Annotated in this window: 22 protein-coding genes; 11 read left to right on the forward strand and 11 right to left on the reverse strand. The window is 68.2% G+C overall.

Annotated elements, in window-relative coordinates; translation table 11 throughout:
• Nucleotides 1-10: 10 nt before the first annotated feature.
• The gene (gene uvrB, locus ACFSJG_RS11700; protein WP_378485400.1) at nucleotides 11-2,167 is read right to left on the reverse strand and encodes an excinuclease ABC subunit UvrB; all 2,157 of its coding nucleotides are present in this window, start codon (nucleotides 2,165-2,167) and stop codon (nucleotides 11-13) included.
• A 64-nt stretch (nucleotides 2,168-2,231) separates the two neighbouring features.
• On the opposite strand from uvrB, the gene ACFSJG_RS11705 reads away from it, so the two are divergent.
• The gene (locus tag ACFSJG_RS11705; protein ID WP_378485401.1) at nucleotides 2,232-2,735 is read left to right on the forward strand and encodes a ribonuclease FAU-1 family protein; all 504 of its coding nucleotides are present in this window, start codon (nucleotides 2,232-2,234) and stop codon (nucleotides 2,733-2,735) included.
• A gap of 52 nt (nucleotides 2,736-2,787) precedes the next feature.
• Here the strand turns inward: ACFSJG_RS11705 and coaE are convergent, their stop codons facing one another.
• A complete protein-coding gene (gene coaE, locus ACFSJG_RS11710; protein ID WP_378485402.1) occupies nucleotides 2,788-4,011 on the reverse strand; it encodes a dephospho-CoA kinase in 1,224 nt (407 codons plus the stop codon).
• A 164-nt stretch (nucleotides 4,012-4,175) separates the two neighbouring features.
• Between coaE and ACFSJG_RS11715 the strand changes: the two genes are divergently transcribed.
• Together ACFSJG_RS11715 and ACFSJG_RS11720 are read left to right on the forward strand one after the other, a co-directional pair.
• The gene (locus tag ACFSJG_RS11715) at nucleotides 4,176-4,352 is read left to right on the forward strand and encodes a hypothetical protein (protein ID WP_378485403.1); all 177 of its coding nucleotides are present in this window, start codon (nucleotides 4,176-4,178) and stop codon (nucleotides 4,350-4,352) included.
• 115 nt (nucleotides 4,353-4,467) lie between these two features.
• Nucleotides 4,468-4,713, forward strand: coding sequence for a hypothetical protein (locus tag ACFSJG_RS11720; RefSeq protein WP_378485404.1), 246 nt, complete (start codon nucleotides 4,468-4,470; stop codon nucleotides 4,711-4,713).
• Between the two features lie 97 nt (nucleotides 4,714-4,810).
• Here ACFSJG_RS11720 and rpsA read toward each other — a convergent pair whose 3' ends face one another.
• A complete protein-coding gene (rpsA, locus tag ACFSJG_RS11725; RefSeq protein ID WP_007531431.1) occupies nucleotides 4,811-6,283 on the reverse strand; it encodes a 30S ribosomal protein S1 in 1,473 nt (490 codons plus the stop codon).
• Between the two features lie 188 nt (nucleotides 6,284-6,471).
• Here rpsA and ACFSJG_RS11730 point away from each other — a divergent pair, with 188 nt between their 5' ends.
• From ACFSJG_RS11730 to ACFSJG_RS11755, 6 genes are all read left to right on the forward strand, one after another.
• The gene (locus ACFSJG_RS11730; protein ID WP_378485405.1) at nucleotides 6,472-7,428 is read left to right on the forward strand and encodes a class I SAM-dependent methyltransferase; all 957 of its coding nucleotides are present in this window, start codon (nucleotides 6,472-6,474) and stop codon (nucleotides 7,426-7,428) included.
• A gap of 226 nt (nucleotides 7,429-7,654) precedes the next feature.
• Complete coding sequence (locus ACFSJG_RS11735; RefSeq protein WP_378485406.1) at nucleotides 7,655-8,233, forward strand: Rossmann-fold NAD(P)-binding domain-containing protein; 579 nt, start codon at nucleotides 7,655-7,657, stop codon at nucleotides 8,231-8,233.
• Between the two features lie 69 nt (nucleotides 8,234-8,302).
• Complete coding sequence (locus tag ACFSJG_RS11740; RefSeq protein ID WP_378485407.1) at nucleotides 8,303-9,364, forward strand: ABC transporter permease; 1,062 nt, start codon at nucleotides 8,303-8,305, stop codon at nucleotides 9,362-9,364.
• Between the two features lie 14 nt (nucleotides 9,365-9,378).
• Nucleotides 9,379-10,200: an ABC transporter ATP-binding protein gene (locus ACFSJG_RS11745; RefSeq protein ID WP_378485952.1), complete on the forward strand. Its 822-nt coding sequence runs from the start codon at nucleotides 9,379-9,381 to the stop codon at nucleotides 10,198-10,200.
• Nucleotides 10,197-11,063 (forward strand): ABC transporter ATP-binding protein, encoded by an 867-nt coding sequence (locus ACFSJG_RS11750; RefSeq protein ID WP_378485408.1) that lies wholly within the window; start codon nucleotides 10,197-10,199, stop codon nucleotides 11,061-11,063. Before ACFSJG_RS11745 ends, ACFSJG_RS11750 begins: the two co-directional genes overlap by 4 nt.
• Nucleotides 11,060-11,659 (forward strand): TetR/AcrR family transcriptional regulator, encoded by a 600-nt coding sequence (locus tag ACFSJG_RS11755; RefSeq protein ID WP_378485409.1) that lies wholly within the window; start codon nucleotides 11,060-11,062, stop codon nucleotides 11,657-11,659. The genes ACFSJG_RS11750 and ACFSJG_RS11755 overlap by 4 nt, the downstream gene beginning before the upstream one ends.
• A 22-nt stretch (nucleotides 11,660-11,681) precedes the next feature.
• Here the strand turns inward: ACFSJG_RS11755 and ACFSJG_RS11760 are convergent, their stop codons facing one another.
• From ACFSJG_RS11760 to ACFSJG_RS11785, 6 genes are all read right to left on the reverse strand, one after another.
• Complete coding sequence (locus ACFSJG_RS11760; RefSeq protein WP_378485410.1) at nucleotides 11,682-11,840, reverse strand: type II toxin-antitoxin system antitoxin; 159 nt, start codon at nucleotides 11,838-11,840, stop codon at nucleotides 11,682-11,684.
• Between the two features lie 5 nt (nucleotides 11,841-11,845).
• Entirely contained in the window at nucleotides 11,846-12,721 is an 876-nt protein-coding gene (locus ACFSJG_RS11765; protein ID WP_378485411.1) for an SPFH domain-containing protein, read from the reverse strand.
• Between the two features lie 114 nt (nucleotides 12,722-12,835).
• Nucleotides 12,836-13,588, reverse strand: coding sequence for an amino acid ABC transporter ATP-binding protein (locus ACFSJG_RS11770; protein WP_378485953.1), 753 nt, complete (start codon nucleotides 13,586-13,588; stop codon nucleotides 12,836-12,838).
• A 27-nt stretch (nucleotides 13,589-13,615) separates the two neighbouring features.
• Complete coding sequence (locus ACFSJG_RS11775; RefSeq protein ID WP_378485954.1) at nucleotides 13,616-14,569, reverse strand: amino acid ABC transporter permease; 954 nt, start codon at nucleotides 14,567-14,569, stop codon at nucleotides 13,616-13,618.
• A 26-nt stretch (nucleotides 14,570-14,595) separates the two neighbouring features.
• Nucleotides 14,596-15,510 (reverse strand): ABC transporter substrate-binding protein, encoded by a 915-nt coding sequence (locus ACFSJG_RS11780; protein WP_378485955.1) that lies wholly within the window; start codon nucleotides 15,508-15,510, stop codon nucleotides 14,596-14,598.
• Between the two features lie 34 nt (nucleotides 15,511-15,544).
• Complete coding sequence (locus ACFSJG_RS11785) at nucleotides 15,545-16,660, reverse strand: isocitrate/isopropylmalate dehydrogenase family protein (RefSeq protein ID WP_378485412.1); 1,116 nt, start codon at nucleotides 16,658-16,660, stop codon at nucleotides 15,545-15,547.
• Between the two features lie 19 nt (nucleotides 16,661-16,679).
• Between ACFSJG_RS11785 and ACFSJG_RS11790 the strand changes: the two genes are divergently transcribed.
• A complete protein-coding gene (locus ACFSJG_RS11790; RefSeq protein ID WP_378485413.1) occupies nucleotides 16,680-17,192 on the forward strand; it encodes a 2'-5' RNA ligase family protein in 513 nt (170 codons plus the stop codon).
• A gap of 136 nt (nucleotides 17,193-17,328) precedes the next feature.
• On the forward strand, nucleotides 17,329-17,694 hold the full coding sequence (trxA, locus tag ACFSJG_RS11795; RefSeq protein ID WP_378485414.1) for a thioredoxin: 366 nt from the start codon (nucleotides 17,329-17,331) through the stop codon (nucleotides 17,692-17,694).
• Nucleotides 17,695-17,730: 36 nt separating this feature from the next.
• Here the strand turns inward: trxA and ACFSJG_RS11800 are convergent, their stop codons facing one another.
• Entirely contained in the window at nucleotides 17,731-18,504 is a 774-nt protein-coding gene (locus ACFSJG_RS11800; protein WP_378485415.1) for a PIG-L family deacetylase, read from the reverse strand.
• Nucleotides 18,504-21,233 (reverse strand): DNA polymerase I, encoded by a 2,730-nt coding sequence (gene polA / locus ACFSJG_RS11805; protein WP_378485416.1) that lies wholly within the window; start codon nucleotides 21,231-21,233, stop codon nucleotides 18,504-18,506. Before polA ends, ACFSJG_RS11800 begins: the two co-directional genes overlap by 1 nt.
• Nucleotides 21,234-21,269: the final 36 nt, after the last annotated feature.

Raw genomic sequence — 21,269 nt, forward strand, 5'->3', positions numbered from 1 at the left:
GTGGCACTGCCTACTTCAGCCCGGCGGCATCCATCCCACGCAGTTCCTTCTTCAGATCCGCGATCTCGTCCCGCAGTCGCCCCGCGAGCTCGAACTGGAGATCGCGGGCGGCGTTCATCATCTGATCGGTGAGTTCCTTCACGAGATCTGCCAACTCGGCGCGCGGCATCGACTTGACGTCGCGACCCTCGTAGACACCGGCGCTGACTGCACGGCCCGCCTCACCCTGGGCGCGCCGCCCCCGGCTCGCATTGCGGCCGGATCCGCCGATCTCGACGTCGGTGTCGTCCGCCTCCTCGTACACCTGGTCGAGGATGTCGGCGATCTTCTTGCGCAGCGGCTGCGGATCGACGCCCATCTCGGTGTTGTAGGCGATCTGCTTCTCGCGGCGCCGCTCGGTCTCCTCGATCGCCCGCGCCATCGAGTCGGTGATCTTGTCGGCGTACATGTGTACCTGACCGGATACATTTCGGGCCGCACGGCCGATCGTCTGGATCAGGCTGGTCGCGCTCCGGAGGAACCCCTCCTTGTCCGCGTCGAGGATCGCGACGAGCGAGACCTCGGGCAGGTCGAGGCCCTCCCGGAGGAGGTTGATGCCGACGAGCACGTCGTACTCGCCGAGCCGGAGCTGGCGGAGCAGCTCGACACGGCGCAGGGTGTCGATGTCGGAATGCAGGTAGCGAACCCTGATCCCGAGTTCGAGGAGGTAGTCGGTCAGATCCTCGGACATCTTCTTCGTCAGGGTGGTGACGAGGACGCGCTCGTCGCGTTCGGCCCGCTGCCGGATCTCGTGGACCAGGTCGTCGATCTGGCCCTTCGTCGGCTTCACCACGACCTCGGGGTCGACGAGGCCCGTCGGGCGGATCACCTGCTCGACGAACTCGCCGCCCGCCTGGCCCAGTTCGTACGAACCCGGAGTCGCGGACAGGTACACCGTCTGCCCGATGCGTTGCGTGAACTCCTCCCACGTGAGTGGCCGGTTGTCGGTGGCCGACGGGAGCCGGAAACCGTACTCGACGAGGTTTCGCTTGCGGGACATGTCGCCTTCGTACATCGCCCCGATCTGCGGCACGGTCACGTGCGACTCGTCGATGACGAGGAGGAAGTCCTCGGGGAAGTAGTCGATGAGGGTCGCGGGAGCCGAGCCTGCGGGCCGGCCGTCGATGTGCCGCGAGTAGTTCTCGATGCCGGAGCAGAACCCGACCTGCTTGATCATCTCGATGTCGTAGTTGGTGCGCATCCTCAACCGCTGGGCCTCGAGCAGCTTCCCGCGGTTCTCCAGGTCGGCGAGGCGTTCCTCGAGCTCCGCTTCGATGTCGCGGACCGCACGCTCCATCCGCTCCGGCCCGGCGACGTAGTGGGTGGCCGGGAAGATACGCACGGAGTCGACCTGGCGGACGACGTCACCGGTGAGCGGGTGCAGGTAGTAGAGCGCCTCGATCTCGTCGCCGAAGAACTCGATGCGAACGGCGAGCTCCTCGTAGGACGGAATGATCTCGACAGTGTCGCCGCGCACGCGGAACGAGCCTCGGGTGAACGCCACGTCGTTGCGGTTGTACTGCACGTCCACGAGCAGCCGCAGGAGGGCGTCACGCGGAACCTCCACCCCGACCTCGAGCTCGATCGACCGGTCCAGATAGGACTGCGGGGTACCGAGACCGTAGATGCAGGACACCGACGCGACCACGACCACGTCACGGCGAGACAGCAGGCTCGACGTGGCGGAGTGGCGCAGTCGCTCGACGTCGTCGTTGATCGACGAGTCCTTCTCGATGTAGGTGTCCGTCTGCGCGATGTACGCCTCGGGCTGGTAGTAGTCGTAGTACGAGACGAAGTATTCGACGGCGTTGTTCGGCAGCATCTCGCGCAACTCGTTCGCCAGCTGCGCTGCCAGCGTCTTGTTGGGCGCCATCACCAGCGTGGGCCGCTGCACCTGTTCGATCAGCCAGGCGGTCGTCGCCGACTTGCCGGTGCCGGTGGCGCCGAGAAGCACGACGTCCTTCTCACCCTCGCCCAGCCGGCGGGTCAGCTCCGATATCGCCTGCGGCTGGTCGCCGGCAGGCTGGTGCTCGCTGACCACCTCGAACTGCCCGCCGGACCGCTCGATCTCCCCGACCGGCCGGAACTCGGAATGCGCGACCACGGGATGCTCGGATGCAAACGCCATGCACACCAGGGTAGGCGCACGGTCCGACAACACCCGTCGGCGCGGCGGACGGTAGGTTCCTGCCATGCACGTGCACCCGCCGAAGAAGGAAGCCTTCGACCTCTCGGATCTCACCAACACCGATCCGAAGGGATTCGTGCGGCCGGTGGAGCACTTTCGAGTGGAACCGTGGGGTCTGTACATGGCCCGGCACTCGGACCACCCGCACTTCCACTACCTGGAATCCTGGCTGTTACCCGAGCTGGGAGTCCGCGCGTCGATCTTCCACTACCACCCCTACCACGCGCGTGACCAGGACAGATACGTCGACATCGGCGAGTTCACGGCCGGCGAGCGGGTGTGGCGGTCTGTCGACCACTACCTCGACCTGGTGGTGCGCACGGGCCGGGACACCGAACTCCTCGACGTCGACGAGTTGCTCGCCGCGCATGCCTCCGGGCACCTCGACGCGGCCACCGCCGAACAGGCCGTCGTGTCGGCGACCCGGGCCGTGGACGGGATCGCCGCCCACGGCCACGACCTCGACTCTTGGCTCGCGTCGGTGGGGATGCCGGTCGACTGGCGCTGACCGGCGACCGCGTTCCGGTCGGACCGCGCCGCCGTCCGGCTCCCCACTCAGGTCACGAGGCGTCGGGTGTCCAACCGGTGTCCTCGACCCACTGCTCCATGCGCCCGGCAGCGCCGTCGAACCACGGGGTCTTCACCTCCAGGTAGCGCTCGATCGCGGCCGCGGCGTCGGACTCGTCGGCCGCGCTCGCCGCGGCGGTGCGCTTGATCGTCAGATAGTCGGCCTGTTCGGCCTCGTTCGCACGCAGCCAGTCCCGGAAGGCGAGCGCGAACCGTTGCCCCGGCCAGCCGTCGACGCGAATGTGCACGTTCGCCGGGCGACCCGGATCAGCGGACGCGTGGAAACGCTTGTCCCACAAGGTCGGGTCCGCCTCGCCGCCGATGCCGTACGCGGGCTTCGGATCGTCGGCGGTGACGGCGTCGACTCGAGGGAATCCCGCCTGCGCCAGGCGATCCGCGAGTGCGTCCGCGACATCGAGGCTCGTGACCGTGATCTGGAGGTCGATGACGTCCTTCGCTGCGAGTCCGGGTACAGCGGTCGAGCCGACGTGGTCGATACGCAGCGCGTCACCGGCGCACACGAACCTCAGCCGTTCGACGAGCCTGCGGCCCTGATCCGCCCAGTCGGGATCGGCGTCCACGAGCACCGGCAGGCCGCGCGCCACAACCGAATTCGCAATGTTGTCGGCGTAGGTCCGAAGCCGGTCCCACAGTGCCTTCACGACAGGGTCGAGCGAGTCCGGCGGCCCGCTGTTGTCGAGCCACACGTCCGCGGCGGCGCGCCGTTGGTCGTCGGTGGCCTGTGCCGCGATCCGAGCCCGAGCGTCGCCCTCCCCCATCCCCCTGAGCTCGACCAGTCGACGGACCCTCTCGGCTTCGTCGACGTGCACGACGACGACCAGGTTGAACATCGCTCCCATGCGCCCTTCGACCAGGAGCGGGATGTCCTGTAGGACCACGGAATCCGCAGGAGCCGCCTCGACCAGCGCGGCGGTTCGCGCCCCGATGAGGGGATGTAGGATGCCGTTGAGTCGACCGCGGGCCGCGTCGTCGCCGAACGCCTTGGTAGCCAGGGCAGCTCGGTCGAGCTGCCCGTCGGGCAGCAGAATCTCCGGACCGAACTCGTCAGCGAGCGCGGCCAGTCCGGGGGTGCCCGGTTCCACGACCTCGCGCGCTATCAGATCCGCGTCCACGACGACGGCCCCGAGATCGCCGAGGATCCGTGAGACTGTCGATTTTCCAGCTCCAATGCCTCCTGTGAGGCCGATTCGCAACACGCCCCCCAGTCTGTCACCAAACACGCTCGTTTCACATCCGCTCCAAATGACCAGGGATCTCCCGTTCGTCGGCTATGTTCAAGCGACGTGCCAGGCCACCCACTTCGAGATGAAGGAACCCCATGCGCACCACTTCCCCCCAGCCTGGTCGGCACCGTCTTGGCATGGTCGACGGGGTGCACTGCATCCTGATCCCCGAGGTGGCCGCCGCACTCCAGGAACATCGCCGCAACTGGTTCACGCAGATGCTCAGCCCCGCCCGCCACAGCTTCGCGTCCATCCGCAAGCGCACCGCAGAGATGCAGACCTCGTGGGCGGCCGGCGCGGCCACCGCGAACTGACACCCGGCCCACCGCCGACTCACGACCGCGACCCCACCCGGATCTACGGGTGGGGTCGCGGTCGTCGGTGTCCGTGCGGGATGCGGCACCGGTCTTCCGGTTCTACCGTGAACACATGACTGTCACAGCCGACGACCTGCGCACACTGCTGTCCAGTACCGAACCCGGTGCCACATTGGTGCTGGAGGAAGGCAAGGTCAAGGTCTATTCGCGCGACCGGGCCGAGGAGCTGTCGTCCTGGGTGGTGACCACGCTGGACGACCTGCGTCACGACCTTCCCGACGCCGACAACCCCACCGCGCACGACCTGGACGAACGCGCCGCGATGCTCGACGACACGATCGCAGGCCAGGGCGGCTGAGTCCTCGGGCTGCCGCATTCCGGACAACGCCGAAGGCCCCGGTCCTGCAGTGCAGGACCGGGGCCTTCTAGCTCACACCCGATTACGGGCGATCGTGTCAGGCGTTGCCGGACAGCTTCTCGCGGAGCGCGGCGAGCTGTGCATCGCTGGCCAGCGAACCGCCGGCCTCGGACGCGGCAGCGGGCTGACCCTCGCCGGCACCGGACTCGGAGGAGTAGTTGGTGCCCGACGCACCGGCCGCAGCCTCGGCAGCCTCGTCGGCAGCCATCTTCTCCATCTGAGCAGTGTGCATCTTGTGGCGACGCTCGGCCTCGGCGTACCGGGACTCCCACTCTTCACGCTGCTTGTCGAAGCCCTCGAGCCATTCGTTGGTCTCGGGATCGAAGCCCTCGGGGAAGATGTAGTTGCCCTGCTCGTCGTAGCTGTCGGCCATGCCGTACTTCGACGGATCGAACTCGGCGTTGTAGTCCTCGTTGGCCTGCTTGAGGGACAGCGAGATACGACGACGCTCGAGGTCGATGTCGATGACCTTGACCATCGCGTCGTCGCCGACGGCAACAACCTGGTCCGGGACCTCGACGTGGCGCTCGGCCAGCTCGGAGATGTGGACCAGGCCCTCGATGCCCTCCTCGACGCGGACGAACGCGCCGAACGGAACCAGCTTGGTGACCTTGCCCGGAACGATCTGGCCGATCGCGTGGGTGCGGGCGAACTGACGCCACGGGTCCTCCTGCGTCGCCTTCAGCGACAGGGAGACACGCTCGCGGTCCAGGTCGACGTCGAGAACCTCGACGGTGACCTCGTTGCCGACCTCGACAACCTCGGACGGGTGGTCGATGTGCTTCCAGGACAGCTCGGAGACGTGCACCAGGCCGTCGACACCGCCGAGATCGACGAACGCGCCGAAGTTGACGATGGAGGACACGACGCCCTTGCGGACCTGGCCCTTCTGGAGCTGGTGCAGGAACTCGCTGCGGACCTCGGACTGAGTCTGCTCGAGCCATGCGCGACGCGACAGGACCACGTTGTTGCGGTTCTTGTCGAGCTCGATGATCTTGGCCTCGATCTCCTTGCCGACGTACGGCTGGAGGTCGCGGACACGACGCATCTCGACGAGCGAAGCGGGCAGGAAGCCACGCAGACCGATGTCGAGGATCAGGCCGCCCTTGACGACCTCGATGACGGTGCCCTTGACGGCCTCGTCCTTCTCCTTGAGCTCCTCGATGGTGCCCCAAGCACGCTCGTACTGAGCACGCTTCTTCGACAGGATCAGGCGGCCTTCCTTGTCCTCCTTGGTGAGGACCAGAGCCTCGACCTCATCGCCCACGGAGACGACCTCGTTGGGGTCGACGTCGTGCTTGATGGAGAGCTCACGGGACGGGATGACGCCTTCGGTCTTGTAACCGATGTCGAGCAGGACCTCGTCGCGATCGACCTTGACGATGGTGCCTTCGACGATGTCGCCATCGTTGAAGTACTTGATCGTGGCATCGATGGCGGCGAGGAAGTCCTCGGCGGAGCCGATGTCGTTGACGGCTACCTGCGGCGAGGTGACGGTGGTGGAGGGCATTAGGTGAATTGCTCCGGAGGGATTGGATTCGGTTGACGGTGTTCGGTCGGACTCACGAGGGCCAACCGGCCGCTCCCCGGAGGGGCCGTTCGGTGGACACTCGCGACTGACAGGGTACGCGACCCGACAGGAGCTGGGCAAACCCGGGTGGCACCCGCCCTCACCTCGGCGCTACGGTGCTGTTCGCCATGACGCAGCACGACGAGCACCCCGAATCCGACGTCTCCGGTGGATCCGATTCTCCACTTCCCGCCGGCTCGGCCGCGCCCCCGGACGGCAACCGGCACGCGGCTGCCAACGCCACACTCGGCACGACCGGCGTCAGCCGCGCCCGGGTGGACACGCCGCAGAGCGAACGCGCGAGCCGCGCGTGGTGGGACGCCGACGCCGACGACTACCACCGCACCCACGGCCAGTTCCTGGGCGTCGACTCGGACGGTGGCGAGTTCGTGTGGTGCCCGGAGGGGCTCCACGAAGGCGACGTGCAGTTGCTCGGCGAGGTGGCCGGCCGCGACGTGCTCGAGATCGGATGCGGATCGGCTCCGTGCGCGCGGTGGCTGGCCGGCGCGGGGGCGCGACCGGTCGGACTCGACATCTCCCGCGGAATGCTCGACCGCGGGCTCGCGGCGATGGCGCGTGGCGGCCCGCGGGTCCCACTCGTCCAGGCGGGCGCGGAGTCGCTACCCTTCGCCGACGAGAGCTTCGACATCGCCTGCTCGGCCTTCGGGGCCGTGCCCTTCGTCGCCGACTCCGCGCTCGTCATGCGCGAGGTAGCCCGGGTGTTGCGTCCGGGTGGCCGGTGGGTGTTCGCGGTGAACCACCCGATGCGGTGGATCTTCCCGGACGACCCGGGGCCTGCCGGGCTGACCGCCACCATCCCGTACTTCGACCGCACGCCGTACGTCGAGGTCGACGAGTCCGGTACCCCGACCTATGTCGAGCACCACCGCACGATCGGCGACCGGGTCCGTGAAATCGTCGCCGCCGGCCTGGAGTTGCTCGACATCGTCGAGCCGGACTGGCCGGAGTGGCTCGACCGCGAGTGGGGGCAGTGGAGTCCGCTGCGCGGCCAGCTCTTCCCTGGGACCGCGATCTTCGTATGCCGCAAACCCCCCGGTCAGGACGCTGCGATACCGGCCGCGTAGGCCAGCCTGCTGACCGGCCGCGACCGCGCGCGCACCGACGAGGCAGCACGGGCGGTGGGTGCGCACGGTCTGCCACTCGACCTGGGATCCCTCGCCTCGGTCCGCGATTTCGCAGTCGCAATTCACGACTCCTCACTCCCTCGACCCAGCGCCGTCGTGTGCAACGCCGGGCCGCAGTTCACGCGACGCAGCCACACCGCGGACGGGCTCGAGGCGACCCTTCGGGGTGAACCACCTCGGACACCTGGCGCTGCTCCGTGAGCTCCTACCCGGGATGACGCGACCGGCCCGCGTCGTCTTCGTCACGTCGGGCACCCACAACCCCGACCAGCTGACCGGAATGCCCCGTCCCCTACGGATCGACGTCGACGCGCTGGCCTATCCGCCGGAGCCCTCCGAGTCCGCACAGCGCGACGGAAGACGCAGGTACAGCACGTCGAAGCTCGCCAATCTCATGACCAGCTGCGAACTGGACCGACGACTGGCCGACGACGGCGTCACCGTCAACGTCTTCGACCCGGGTCTGATGCCCGGCACCGGGCTCGCCCGCGACGCCGGCCCTGTCGCGCGCACGCTGTGGCGGTCGGTCGTGCGGGGGCTCGTGGCGCTGCCCGGCGTTCACACTCCCGCACGCTCCGGAACCGACCTGGCCCGCCTGGTCACCGACCCCACCCTGGACGGCGTGACCGGCCGGCACGTCGTCGGTCGCCGGGAGAGGCGGTCGTCGGAGGACTCGTACGACCGGGAGACGCAGCGCGCGCTGTACGACGACAGCATGCGGCTGCTGGACACCCTCGTTCGCTGACCGGATTCGACTCCGAGCCGTAATTCACCATCCGTTGACCACCACGCGGACGACTCCTACGCTTCGTCCATGCGGGCAATGATCGTCAAGGAGTTCCGCGAGTTGGCGCGGGACCGACGCACCCTGGCCATGCTGATCGTGCTGCCACTGCTGCTCCTGGTGGTGTTCGGTTACGCGGCGAACTTCTACGTCTCGTCGGTGAAGGCCGCCGTGACGGGACCGTTGGCGACGCAGGTCGAGCAGTCGCTGCCCGACTACTTCGACGTCACGATCACCGAACCCGGCTACGACCGCACCCAGGCAGAGAACCTGGTGCGGGACAACAAGGTCGACGTCGCGATCGTCACCACCAACCCCGGGACCCCTGCGGTCGCACTCGTCGACGGGTCGAACCTGTTCGCCGCACAGTCGACGGTCTCGGTGCTCAACAAGGTCGGCGACTCGGTGCAGACCGACGTCCTCTTCAACCCCGAACTCAAGACTTCGTGGGTGATGGTGCCCGCGATCATCGGCCTGATCCTCACGTTCATCGGCACGATCATCACCAGCATCGGACTGGTCCGTGAGCGGGAGGCCGGGACCCTGGAACAGCTGGCTGTCATGCCGATCCGGCCGAGCCAGGTGATCCTCGGCAAGATCGTGCCGTACTTCCTGCTCGCGGCACTCGACATGATCGTGGTGACCGGACTCGGCATGCTGCTGTTCGGCGTTCCCTTCAACGGCAACGTCCTCGTGTTCGCGCTCGGTGCGGCGATCTTCCTGTTCGTGGTGCTCGGACTCGGCGTTCTGATCTCGACGGTGTCGCAAACGACCGGCCAGGCGATCCAGCTCGCATTCCTGTTCCTGATGCCACAGATCCTGCTGTCGGGCATGATCTTTCCGCTCGACGCGATGGCGGCGGGCGTTCGCTGGATCGGCTACCTGCTACCCCTCACCTATTTCACGATGATCTCGCAGGGCGTCATGCTCCGCGGCGCACCGATCGCCACGCTGTGGCTGCCGCTCCTGATCCTCACCGTGATGGCCGTCGTCGTGTTCACCGGCGCCACGCTTCGCTTCCGCCGCGATCTCGCACCGAACGTGAAGCCGCGCAACGCCCGTACCGACGACACCGACATGGCGGCACAGTGACCTCGGCGGCGGCCATCACCGCCGAGGTACGGGACGTGACCGTCCGATTCGGCCGACGGGTCGCGCTGGACGGGGTGACGGTCACCGTCCCCGCCGGCGCGGTGGTCGCGGTCGTGGGCGGCGACGGCGCGGGAAAGACCACCCTGCTACGAGCCCTCGCCCGCGAGGTCGCACCCGACGCGGGCACCGTCACCTCCCCGGACAAGAACCGCATGGGCTTCCTCCCCGCCGGACCCGGGAGCTGGGCCGCGCTGACCGTGCGCCAGAACCTCGACTTCGTCGGCGGGGCATACGGCCTGAAGGGCGACGAGTTACGGTCGCGCCGCGACGAACTCGTCGAACGGTGCGGACTCACCGCCGCGGCCGATCGACAGGCGTCCGCCCTGTCCGGAGGCATGCGCCGCAAACTCGGCGCAGCAATGGCGATGATCCACCGCCCTGCCCTGGTGATCCTCGACGAACCGAGCACCGGAGTCGACCCGGTGAGCCGAATCGACCTGTGGCGCATGGTGTCCGAGGCGGCAGCGCAGGGGTCCGGAGTGATCATGTCCACCACCTACCTCGACGAGGCCGAGCGCGCCGCGCATCTCGTCGTTCTCGAGGCCGGACAGGTCTTGGTGCAGGGCTCGTACGACGAGGTGCGGTCGGGTTTCACGGGCACCGTGACCCGCAGCCCGGACCCGGTGCGCCGCGAATGGTCGTGGCGCCGCGGCCGGGAACGCCACGAGTACTGGCCCACCGCACCCGAGGGCACCGATGCACCTCGCGTCGACCCCGATCTCGAGGACATCGTCATCGCGGTGTCACTCGCCCGCAGCATGCAGGACGCGTCATGAGCGAGCGGATTCTCGGCACCCGCGGCGCGACGCGCCGCTTCGGGTCGTTCACGGCGGTGGACTCGGTCGACATCGACGTCAGCGCGGGCGAGGTCGTGGGCCTGCTCGGCGCGAACGGGGCCGGGAAGACGACTCTGATCCGCATGGTGCTCGGGCTCCTCGCCCCGTCGGCAGGCGATGTCACCCTGTTCGACGGTCCGCCGGACCTGCAGAGGCGCGCCCGACTCGGGTACGTCCCGCAGAACCTCGGTCTGTACCGCGACATGACCGTCGCGGAGAACCTTCAGTTCAGCGCCGAATCCTATGGGGTGCCCGAGCCGACCCTCCCGGCCGGACTCGCGACACACGCGAACACCCTCGTCGGCGACCTCCCACTGGGTTCGCAGCGTCAGGTCGCGTTCGTGGTGGCGCTCGCACACGCTCCGGAGGCGCTGATCCTCGACGAGCCCACGTCCGGGGTGGACGCGCTGTCCCGGGCACGCCTGTGGGACACCATCCGCGAACAGGCCGACCGCGGTGCGGGCGTCCTCGTCACCACGCACTACATGGAAGAGGCCCAGCAGTGCGACCGACTGCTGCTGATGGCCGACGGACGACTGGTCGCATCGGGTGACGAGGACGCCATCATCGGCGACACCCACACGATCGCAGTGCACTGCGCGGACTGGGGGCGTGCCTTCGCAGCCCTGAACGACGCCGGCATCCCGGTGATCCTGTCCGGCCGTGCGATCCGGGTTCCCGACACGGACGAACGCGATCTGCGTTCCGCGCTGACGTCGGCCGGAATCGACGCCGAACTCGAGGACGTGCGCGCCACCATCGAGGAGCGGATGCTGACACTGGCCCGCGCGGCGGGACGGTGAGCGGCCGCGGACGTCCGAGCGCCACCACCGGGGGGCCGGACAAACGCTCCCTCATTCTCGATGCAGCTCGAACACTCTTCTCCGACAAGGGTTTCGATCGGACCACCATGCGGGCGGTCGCAGCGACGGCAGGCGTGGATCCCGCGCTCATCCATCACTACTTCACGAACAAGAACACGCTCCTCATGCAGGCGTTGCAGCCCGACCTGGATGTGGCGTCGACCTTCGACGGCATCGCCGACGCCGACTCGGCCGGTACCGAGTTCGCCCGCAGGCTGTTCGGCTACTGGGAGGGCAATCCAGCTGTTCGGACCCGAGTGATCGCACTCCTGCGCGTGGCGATGACACGGGAAGACGTCGCCACGATGCTCCGCGAGTTCCAGGTGCGGTCGCTGACCACCGCCCTGGGCCCGCTGACTGCCCCCGACCGTCGGCCGCTGCGCCTCGGACTCGTCGCCACCCAGATCTTCGGTGTCGGACTGTCGCGCTACATCGTGCAGATCCCCGGCGTCCGCGACGTGTCCGTCGGCGAGCTGGCCGGGATCGTCGGCCCCACCCTGGACCGCTATCTCACCGGGCCGCTGCCCGCCCCGTGACCTCGCCACGAGGGGCGGGCCTTCACTCCGATCTCGGCGACCGCCCCGCCTGCTCGAGCGCGAGACGCAGCGCGAACTCGAGCTGCGCGTTGATGCTGCGCAGGTCGTCCGCCGCCCACTTCGCGATCGCGGCGTGGACGGCCGGGTCGAGGCGCAGCAGCACCTTCTTGCGCTCGGCCATCGCGGTCAGGCGTACAGCGATCCGACATTGACGACGGGCTGCGTCGCCTTGTCCCCGCACAGGACGACCAGCAGGTTCGACACCATCGTCGCGCGACGCTCCTCGTCCAGGTCGACGACACCGCGGGCCGAGAGCTGGTCCAGCGCACCCTCCACCATGCCGACCGCGCCCTCCACGATCCGGGTCCGGGCAGCCACGATCTGCGCGGCCTGCTGCCGAACCAACATGGCCTGGGCGATCTCCGGCGCGTAGGCCAGATGGGTGATGCGGGCTTCGACCACCTCGATGCCTGCGAGATCGGTACGTTCGCGCAGCTCCGCGGTGAGTTCGGCAGCCACCTCCGCGCCGTCCCGGAGGCTGGTCCCGGCGCCGGAGTCCGAGTCGTACGGGTGGGTTGTCGCCAGGTGCCGCACGGCGGCCTCGGACTGGATCGCGACGTACTCCTCGTAGTCGTCGACCGCGAACGTCGCCTTACCGCTGTCTACCACCTTGTAGACGACGACGGCAGCGATCTCGACCGGGTTGCCGTCAGCATCGTTGACCTTGAGCTTCGAGGTCTCGAAATTGCGCACCCGCAACGTGACCCGGCGCTTGAACGTCAATGGCACCACCCACTTGAACCCGTCGTCCGCCACGGTGCCGATGTACCGCCCGAAGAACTGGATCACCCGGGACTCGTTCGGATTGATGACGGTGAATCCGGTCGCGAGCACCAACACCGCCAGCAGGATCAGCCCTGCGACCACCCACCAGACGATCTGCACCGGAAGGCTGGCGGCAACGAGGAACCCGACCACCCCCGAGCCGGCCGCGAGCAGCGTCGCCACGACCAGAACCAACAGGACCACGAACCCGTCCAACCGAAACGCCCTGCGCTCCATGCCCCCACCTTTGCTATTGAAGTGATATCACGAAGATAGCAAAAGGTTCCGAGCGCGAAGGACAGAAGGGTTCCGTTCACTCGAACGGATCGACCGAACACACCGTTCATGCAGTCACAGGAGCTTGGAGAGGAAGGCCTTCGTCCGGTCGTGCTGCGGGTTCGCGAGCAAGGCACGGGGCTCGCCGGACTCGACGACCACTCCCCCGTCCATGAACACCAACTGGTCCGCGACCTCGCGAGCGAAACCCATCTCGTGGGTGACGACGACCATCGTCATGCCCTCCTTCGCGAGGTTCTTCATGACTCCGAGCACCTCGCCGACGAGTTCCGGGTCGAGCGCCGAGGTCGGCTCGTCGAACAGCATCAGCTTCGGTTCCATCGCCAGAGCCCGTGCGATCGCGACCCGCTGCTGCTGCCCGCCGGACAGCTGCGCCGGGTAGGCGTCGGCCTTCGCGGACAGTCCCACCTGGTCGAGCAGATCACGCGCCCTGGACAACGCCTCGGCGCGCGCCACCTTCTTCACCCGCACGGGGGCCTCGATCACGTTCTCCAGCGCGGTTCGATGTGGGAACAGGTTGAAGTGCTGGAACACCATTCCGATGTCGCGGCGCTGCTTCGCTGCGGCACGGGGGTGCAGTTCGTAGAGCTTGCCGTTCTTCTCCTGGTAGCCGACGAGGTCGCCGTCGACGTAGAGGCGGCCGGCACTGACCTGTTCGAGGTGATTGATGCACCGCAGGAACGTCGACTTCCCGGACCCGGACGGCCCGACGAGGCAGAGCACCTGCCCACGGTCGATCTCGAGCGTCACACCCCGCAACACCTTGAGCGCACCGAAACTCTTGCAGACCCGATCGGCCCTGACCATCGGTGTCGTCGACGCAGCAGTCATCGGTCATCCTCCCTGTCCGCCGGCAGGGCCGGTCGGCGGCGTGTTCTGGGCATCGGCGAGCGCCTGCAACTGTCGGGCCGTCAGCACCCGCGACAGGCCCTTCGAGTAGTGCCGTTCCAGGTAGTACTGACCGATCATCAGGATGCTGGTGATCGCGAGATACCAGGTCGCGGCTACGAGCAGCAACGGGATCGGCTGGAAGTTCGCGCCCGAGATGTCCCGGGCCCTGCCGTACAACTCGCCCGTGTACGGCACGGCAAGGACGAGCGACGTCGTCTTGAGCATGCTGATGAGTTCGTTGCCCGTGGGCGGGATGATCACCCGCATCGCCTGCGGCAGGACAGTGCGTCGCATTGTCTGCGACCACGACATTCCCAGCGCCGTCGACGCCTCGACCTGCCCTTCGTTGACGGAACCGACACCCGCGCGGACGATCTCGGCCATGTACGCGGCCTCGTTCAGCCCGAGGCCGATCACCGCGAACAGGAACGCCGCCTGCAGGTCCTGCAGGTTGAACTCAGCGAAGTGCGGACCGAACGGGACACCGAGGTAGACGGTCTTGTAGATCGACGGGAACAGGCCCCAGAACACCAACTGCACGTACACCGGGGTGCCACGGAAGACCCACAGGTACACCCAAGCGGCCGTGCGCAACACCGGGTTCGGGGACAACCGCATCACCGCGAGGATCACACCGAGTACCACCGCGATGATCATCGCGAGGATCGTGAGCACGATCGTCTGTACCGCGCCTTCGGTGATGCGCACGTCGAACAGATACTGCGCGTAGACGTCCCAGCCGAACGCCTCGTTGGTGGCGGCGCCGTACACGAACAGTGCCACCAACACGATCACGACGACGGCCGAGATCCAGCGACCCGGGTGACGCAGGGGCACCGCTCGGATCGGTGCGGGTTCGTCCGCGAGTGCGGCAGCGGACGCCGGCTCCTGGGACATGGTCACCACCCTTCCTGTCGGACGACTCAGCTCGTGGCGCCGTTGATCTGCGCGGTCGTGACGGTTCCCGACCCGACCCCCCAATTGTCGGCGATCTGCTGGTAGTCACCGGTGTCGATCAGGTGCTGGAGCGCCTGCTGGAGGACCGGCGCGAGCGGCGACCCCTTCGCCACCGCCCAGCCGTACGGGGCGGAGTCGAACTGCTCGCCGGACGGTTCGAGCCTTCCGTCGCTGCGTTTGATCGCGTACGCGGTGACCGGCGAGTCCGCGGACATCGCGTCGATCCGGCCGAGGATCAACGCATTCGACACGTCGTCCTGACTGTCGTACTTGATCTTCTTGATCGCCGGTTTGCCCGCCGCCACACACGCATCGCTCTTGGCGGGAACCTCGTCGATGTCCTCGTACGTAGTGGTCTGCACTCCCACCCGCAGGCCGCACGCGTCGCCGGGGTCGACGGCTTCGCCCGTCTGCTGCGCCCACTGGACTCCGGCCATGTAGTAATCGACGAAGTCCACCGATTTCTGCCGCTCGACGGTGTCGGTGAACGAGGACATCCCGAGGTCGAAGGTCCCGGCCTGAACCGCGGGAATGATCTTGTCGAAGTCGGCCTGGACGAACTCGGCACGGAGCCCGAGAACCGACGTCACGGCCTCCATGAGGTCGACGTCGAAACCTACGATGTTGCCGTTCTCGTCCTTGAACTCGTTGGGCGCGTAGGGCACGTTGACCCCGATCCGCAGCCGGCCGGACGCCGCCACCGACGGCGGCACCTGCGCCGCGATCTCGTCGACTCGCGTGACGTGCACGGTGTCGGGCGGAACGAGGCCCTCGCTGTTGTGCACACATGCCGACACCGCGACGGTGACCGCGGCCAACGCACCGAAAAGGCGGACGCGCCTGGACTGTCGACGCACCCACGTCGTCCCCTCGACCGGCAAGAGTCGCACCCTTCGCAGCGTACTGGCAGGTCACTCACCGGCGCAGGATTCGCGCACCCACCGTTTCGGTGAACTCGGCGGTCGACGCCAGCCCGCCCAGGTCCGCGGTCGCCACGCCGGCAGCCAGCGTGTCCGCGACGGCGCGCCGGATCCGCTCCGCTGCGCGCGCCAGCAGCGCGTCCCCGCGACGGTCCGACAGCCAGTCCAGCAGCATCGCCGCCGACAGCATCATCGCCGTCGGGTTGGCGCGATTGCGGCCCGCGATGTCGGGTGCTGCCCCGTGTGCGGCCTGCGCCATCGCCTGCGAGGCCGAGGCGTTGAGGGACGGCGCCATGCCGAGCGACCCGGAGAGTTCACCCGCGAGGTCGGAGAGGATGTCGCCGAACATGTTCTCGGTCACGACGACGTCGAAGTCACCACCCCTCCGGACGAGGTGTGCGGCCATCGCGTCGACGTGCTCGGAGTCGACATGCACGCCGGGGTAGCCGCGCGCGACGTCGGTGACCGCCTCCAGGAAGAGTCCGGTCGTCAAGGCCAGCACATTCGTCTTGTGGACGACGGTGACCCGTCCCCGGCGCGCCGCGGCGAGTCGGCACGCAGTGTGCGCGATGCGCTCGCAGGCGGCGCGGGTGAACACCGCGACCGCCATCGCCACGTCCGGGGTCGGCATGAACTCGCCGCTGCCGATGTGCATGTTCCGGTCCGCGTAGAAGCCCTCGGTGTTCTCGCGCACGATCACCAGGTCCATGTCGGAGACGGTCGCCTGCACGCCGGCATGGGCCCGAGCGGGCCGGATGTTCGCGAACAGGCCGAACCGCTTGCGGATCACCCCGCCGGGCGTGAGGTCGCCACGGAACGCGGCGGGATAGGCGGCGCTGTCGTGGGGGCCGAGCACCCAGCCGTCGAGTCCTTCGAGCGCGGTCAGCGTCTCGTCCGGGATCGGGGTGCCGTGACTGTCGATCGCGTCGAAGCCGATCGGCAGTTCCATCCAGGTGATCGGGTCGCGCCCCACCGCCTCGACCGCGGTGTCCACGACTCGGCGCGTGTCGGGAACGATCTCGTGCCCGATCCCGTCGCCGACGAGCAGTCCCAGTCGCAGCGGGGGCTCGACCGGCCCGGATTCGGGGGTGATTGCGCTCGGTGGGGTCACACGACAATCATTGCTCAGCATGGTGCAGTCCGTGGAACTGCTGCTCGACTCCGGCCTCGACGACACCGTCCGACGGGAGTGGCGGCGACTGTCCGACGCCGCGCTTCCGAGCCAGGGGGTGGTTCGGAAGTCGACCAACCGGCCGCACGTGACGCTCGCCGTCGCGCAGCACATCGACCCGGAAACCGAACTGCTGCTGCAGCAGCAGTTGTCACCCCCGGATCTGCGAATCTCGCTGGGCGGCCTGGTCGTGTTCGGTGGGCACCGAAAGACCCTGGCGTATCTCGTCATTCCCACCGCGGGCCTGCTGGCGTTGCAGCGGAGCATCTTTCGGATCCTGCACGACTGTCCCGGCGTCCCGGCGCACATCCACCCGGGCGACTGGACCCCGCACATCACCCTCGCGCGGCGCGTGTTCCCCGACGAGATCGGGCCCGCCGTGAACCTGGTCCACCCCGCTCACACGACGGGGAAGGCGGCCGGTGTCCGCCGATGGGACGGCGACGCGAAACGCGAGTGGCTGATCGCGTGACCCGGGCCGGGCGATGCCCGTTGGGACGGTGCGCGGTGCGGTCGGGAAGAATCGACGTGAACAACGCGTTGTAGAACGCGACTGCAGCCGAGGGGCTGCACCGATCCCGGCACCGACCGGCGGCGAGAGGATTCGAATGGCCACCCAGACCCTGACCCAGCAGAACTTCGACGAGATCGTGACTGGCAACGACGTCGTGCTGGTCGACTTCTGGGCGTCCTGGTGCGGTCCGTGCCGCCAGTTCGCCCCGACCTTCGAGGCGTCGTCGGAGTCCCATCCGGATGTCGTGCACGGCAAGGTGGACACCGAGGCCGAGCAAGGACTCGCCGCCGCGGCGAACATCCGCTCGATCCCCACGATCATGGCGTTCCGCGAGGGCATCCTCGTGTTCTCCCAGCCCGGGGCGCTGCCGCCGGCCGCTCTGGAGGACCTGGTGACGCAGGTGCAGGCCCTCGACATGGACGAGGTCCGCAAGCAGATCGACGCCCAGCAGGACGCGTAGTTCGGTGCCGGGTCGGCGGCGTCGCCGACCCGGCTGTCACAGGTCGAGCGCCGACTCGCGGTGACCGTCCTGCGCGTCGCGGCGCCGGAACCACTCCGTTCCGACCGCGGCGCGCAGCAGTTCGACCGGCATCTGCAGGAACGGCCCGAAGTCGCCGACCTGGGTGGCGTGCGCGACCATCGCCGCACGCTTCGCCTCGACGTGACCGGAGACGTCCACGACGGTGGTGATCAGTTCCTCCGGCAGACCGAGAGTCTCCACGTCCGGTGCGTCGGCACCGTCCGCCCACGCAGGATTGGCGGCGATCATCCGCTTCATGTGGTCCCGGTTGACCGCGGCCTCGTACACCCGCTTCACACCGGCGAGTTCGGTTGCCCGGACCCCGACGTGATGAACCTGGATGTGGTCGGGATGTCCGTATCCACCGTTCTCGTCGTAGATCGTCACGACGTCGGCTCGCTCCTCGGCGAGCACCTCCGCCAGGCGAGCCGCGGCGACGTCGACATCGACGTTGCAGAACGCGTCGGGGTGGGCGTTGTCGGCGGTGCCCGCCATCCCCGAGTCCCGGTAGTGCAGCGGCACCACCCGATGCACGCCCAGCGCGGCGGCCGAGGCGTCGAGCTCGGACATACGCCGCCCGGCCAGGGTCTCGCCGGCGCCGAGAACACCGTCCGGCACCTCACCCAGTGCGCCGTCGGTCGCGGTGACGAGGACGACGCGGTGCCCGGCGTCCGCGGCAGCGCGGATCACGCCGCCGGTGATGAACACCTCGTCGTCGGGGTGCGCGTGGAAGCAGACCAGAACCCCCATCAGTGGGCCGCCGCATCCCAGCTGCGACCCACTCCGACGGAGACGTCGAGGGGAACCGACAGCTCGATTGCGCCTGCCATCTTCTCGCGGACCAGGGCCTCCACGGCGTCACGCTCGTCCGCCGCGATCTCCAGCACCAGTTCGTCGTGCACCTGGAGCAACATCCGGGACCGCAGACCGGCGTCGGACAGTGCGGCCTGGACGTCGATCATCGCGACCTTGATGATGTCGGCGGCAGTGCCCTGAATGGGCGCATTGAGCGCCGCCCGCTCGGCGACCTCACGGCGCTGCCGATTGTCGGAGTTCAGGTCGGGCAGGTAGCGGCGACGCCCGTACAGGGTGGACGTGTAGCCGTCCTTGCGTGCCTTCTCGACCACCTCGTGGAGGTAGTCGCGGACTCCGCCGAACCGCGCGAAGTACGCGTCCATCTGTTCCTTCGCCTCCTCGGTCGAGATCTTCAGCTGCGCGGCGAGGCCGTAGGCGCTGAGCCCGTAGGCCAGGCCGTAGGACATAGCCTTCACCCGGCGACGCAATTCGGGGGTGACCTCTTCGATCGGCACGCCGAAGGCCCGGGACCCGACGAAACTGTGCAGGTCCTCGCCGGTGTTGAACGCCTCGATGAGGCCCTCGTCGTTCGACAGGTGCGCCATGATCCGCATCTCGATCTGGCTGTAGTCGGCGGTCATGAGGGATTCGAACCCGCTCCCGACGACGAAGGCGTCGCGGATCTGCCGGCCGGCGTCGGTGCGGACCGGGATGTTCTGCAGGTTCGGCTCGGTCGACGAGAGCCGTCCCGTGGCGGCGACGGTCTGGTTGAACGTGGTGTGGATGCGACCGTCGTCCGCGACCGACTTCAGCAGGCCGTCGACGGTGATCTTGAGCCGGGTGGCGTCGCGGTGCGCGAGCAGGTGCTCGAGGAACGGATGCTGCGTCTTCTCGAACAGGGACTCCAGCGCTGCGGCATCCGTGGTGTACCCGGTCTTCGTCTTCTTCGTCTTCGGCATGTCGAGCTTGTCGAACAGCACGACCTGCAGCTGCTTGGGCGAGCCGAGGTTGATCTGCTCGCCGATCACCTCGTAGGCGGCGTTCGCGGCATCGGCCACCCGCGCGGCGAAGGTCGACTGAAGGCCGTCCAGGTGGTCGGTGTCGACGGCGATGCCGGTGGCCTCGATCTCGGCGAGCACCTCCAGCAGGGGCAGCTCGAGGTCGGTGAGCAGGCGAGCCGACTCGATAGCCGCCAGTTCGGTGTCGAAGGCGTCGGCGAGGTCCAGGACCGCCCGGGCCCGCAGGATCTCCGTTTCCGCTGCCTTCGACTCCGCCTCGTCCTCGGCGTCGAGCAACGACAGCTGTGCGTCGCCCGAGTCCTCGACGCGCAGTTCCCGCTTGAGGTACCTCAGCGACAGGTCGTCGAGGTTGAAGCTCCGCTGCCCGGGCCGGACCAGGTACGCCGCAAGTGCGGTGTCGCTGGTGATGCCGCGCAGTGTCCAGCCGCGGCCCCGCAGCGCGTGGATGGCCGACTTCGCCTCGTGCAGAGCCTTCGGCGCCGCGGGATCGGCCAGCCAGTCCGCGAGGGCGTTCTCGTCCTCCTCGGTGACCGTGGCGGTTCCGATGTACGCGCCCTCGCCGTCGGCGGCAGCGATGGCGACGGACGTCGCGTCACCCCCGTACGGGCTGCCCGGGCCGACCACCGACAGCGCCGCCCGGGCGCCGTCTCGCACATGCTCCGCGAGCCATCCGGCGACCTCCCCGGGCGCGAGCGGGCCGCCGCGGACCTCGAAGCCCTCCTCCGCCTCGGGTTCGGCGGAGGACAGCGTGTCGAACAGTCGGTCCCGGAGAACCCGGAACTCGAGATCGTCGAACAGTGAGTGGATCTTGTCGCGGTCCCACGGCGCCAACGCGAGCTGGTCGGGGGTGTACGGCAGTGGGACGTCGCGGACCATCTCGGTGAGCTGACGGTTCATCACCACCGACGACAGGTTGGCGCGCAGCGCGTCACCGACCTTGCCGCGGACCTCGTCGACCCGGTCGACGAGCTCGGTGAACGTCCCGAACTCGCGGATCCACTTGGCCGCGGTCTTCTCCCCCACACCCGGGATACCGGGCAGGTTGTCCGACGGGTCGCCGCGAAGTGCCGCGTAGTCAGGGTACTGCGTCGGCGTCAGACCGTACTTCTCCTCGACCGCGGCGGGCGTGAACCGCGTCAGGTCGGAGACTCCCTTGCGCGGGTACAGCACCGTCACGTCGTCGGTGACGAGCTGCAGCGCGTCACGGTCGCCGGTGCACACGAGCACGCGGAATCCCTCGGCGGTGGCCTGGGTGGTGAGGGTGGCGATGATGTCGTCGGCCTCGAACCCGGCCTCGGCCATCACCGGGATGCCCATCGCGCCGAGCACCTCCTTGGTGATCTCGACCTGACCCTTGAACTCGTCCGGCGTCTTGCTGCGGTTCGCCTTGTACTCGGGGAACGCCTCGGCGCGGAACGTCTGCCGCGAGACGTCGAACGCGGCGGCGACGTGGGTGGGCTGCTCGTCGCGCAGCAGATTGATGAGCATCGAGGTGAACCCGTACACGGCGTTGGTCGTCTGACCGCTGTGGGTCTTGAAGTTCTCGGCCGGCAGGGCGAAGAACGCGCGATACGCCAGCGAGTGCCCGTCGAGGAGCAGTAGCGTCGGCTTGTCGCCGGTGCCTGCGGATGCGGTGTCGGATGCGGGTGACGTTGTCGGGCTCACCGCAGTGAGTCTAGGGAGGTGCCCCGACAGGTACGC

It is taken from the genome of Rhodococcus gannanensis (assembly GCF_042681175.1).
Taxonomy (GTDB): domain Bacteria; phylum Actinomycetota; class Actinomycetes; order Mycobacteriales; family Mycobacteriaceae; genus Rhodococcus_G; species Rhodococcus_G gannanensis.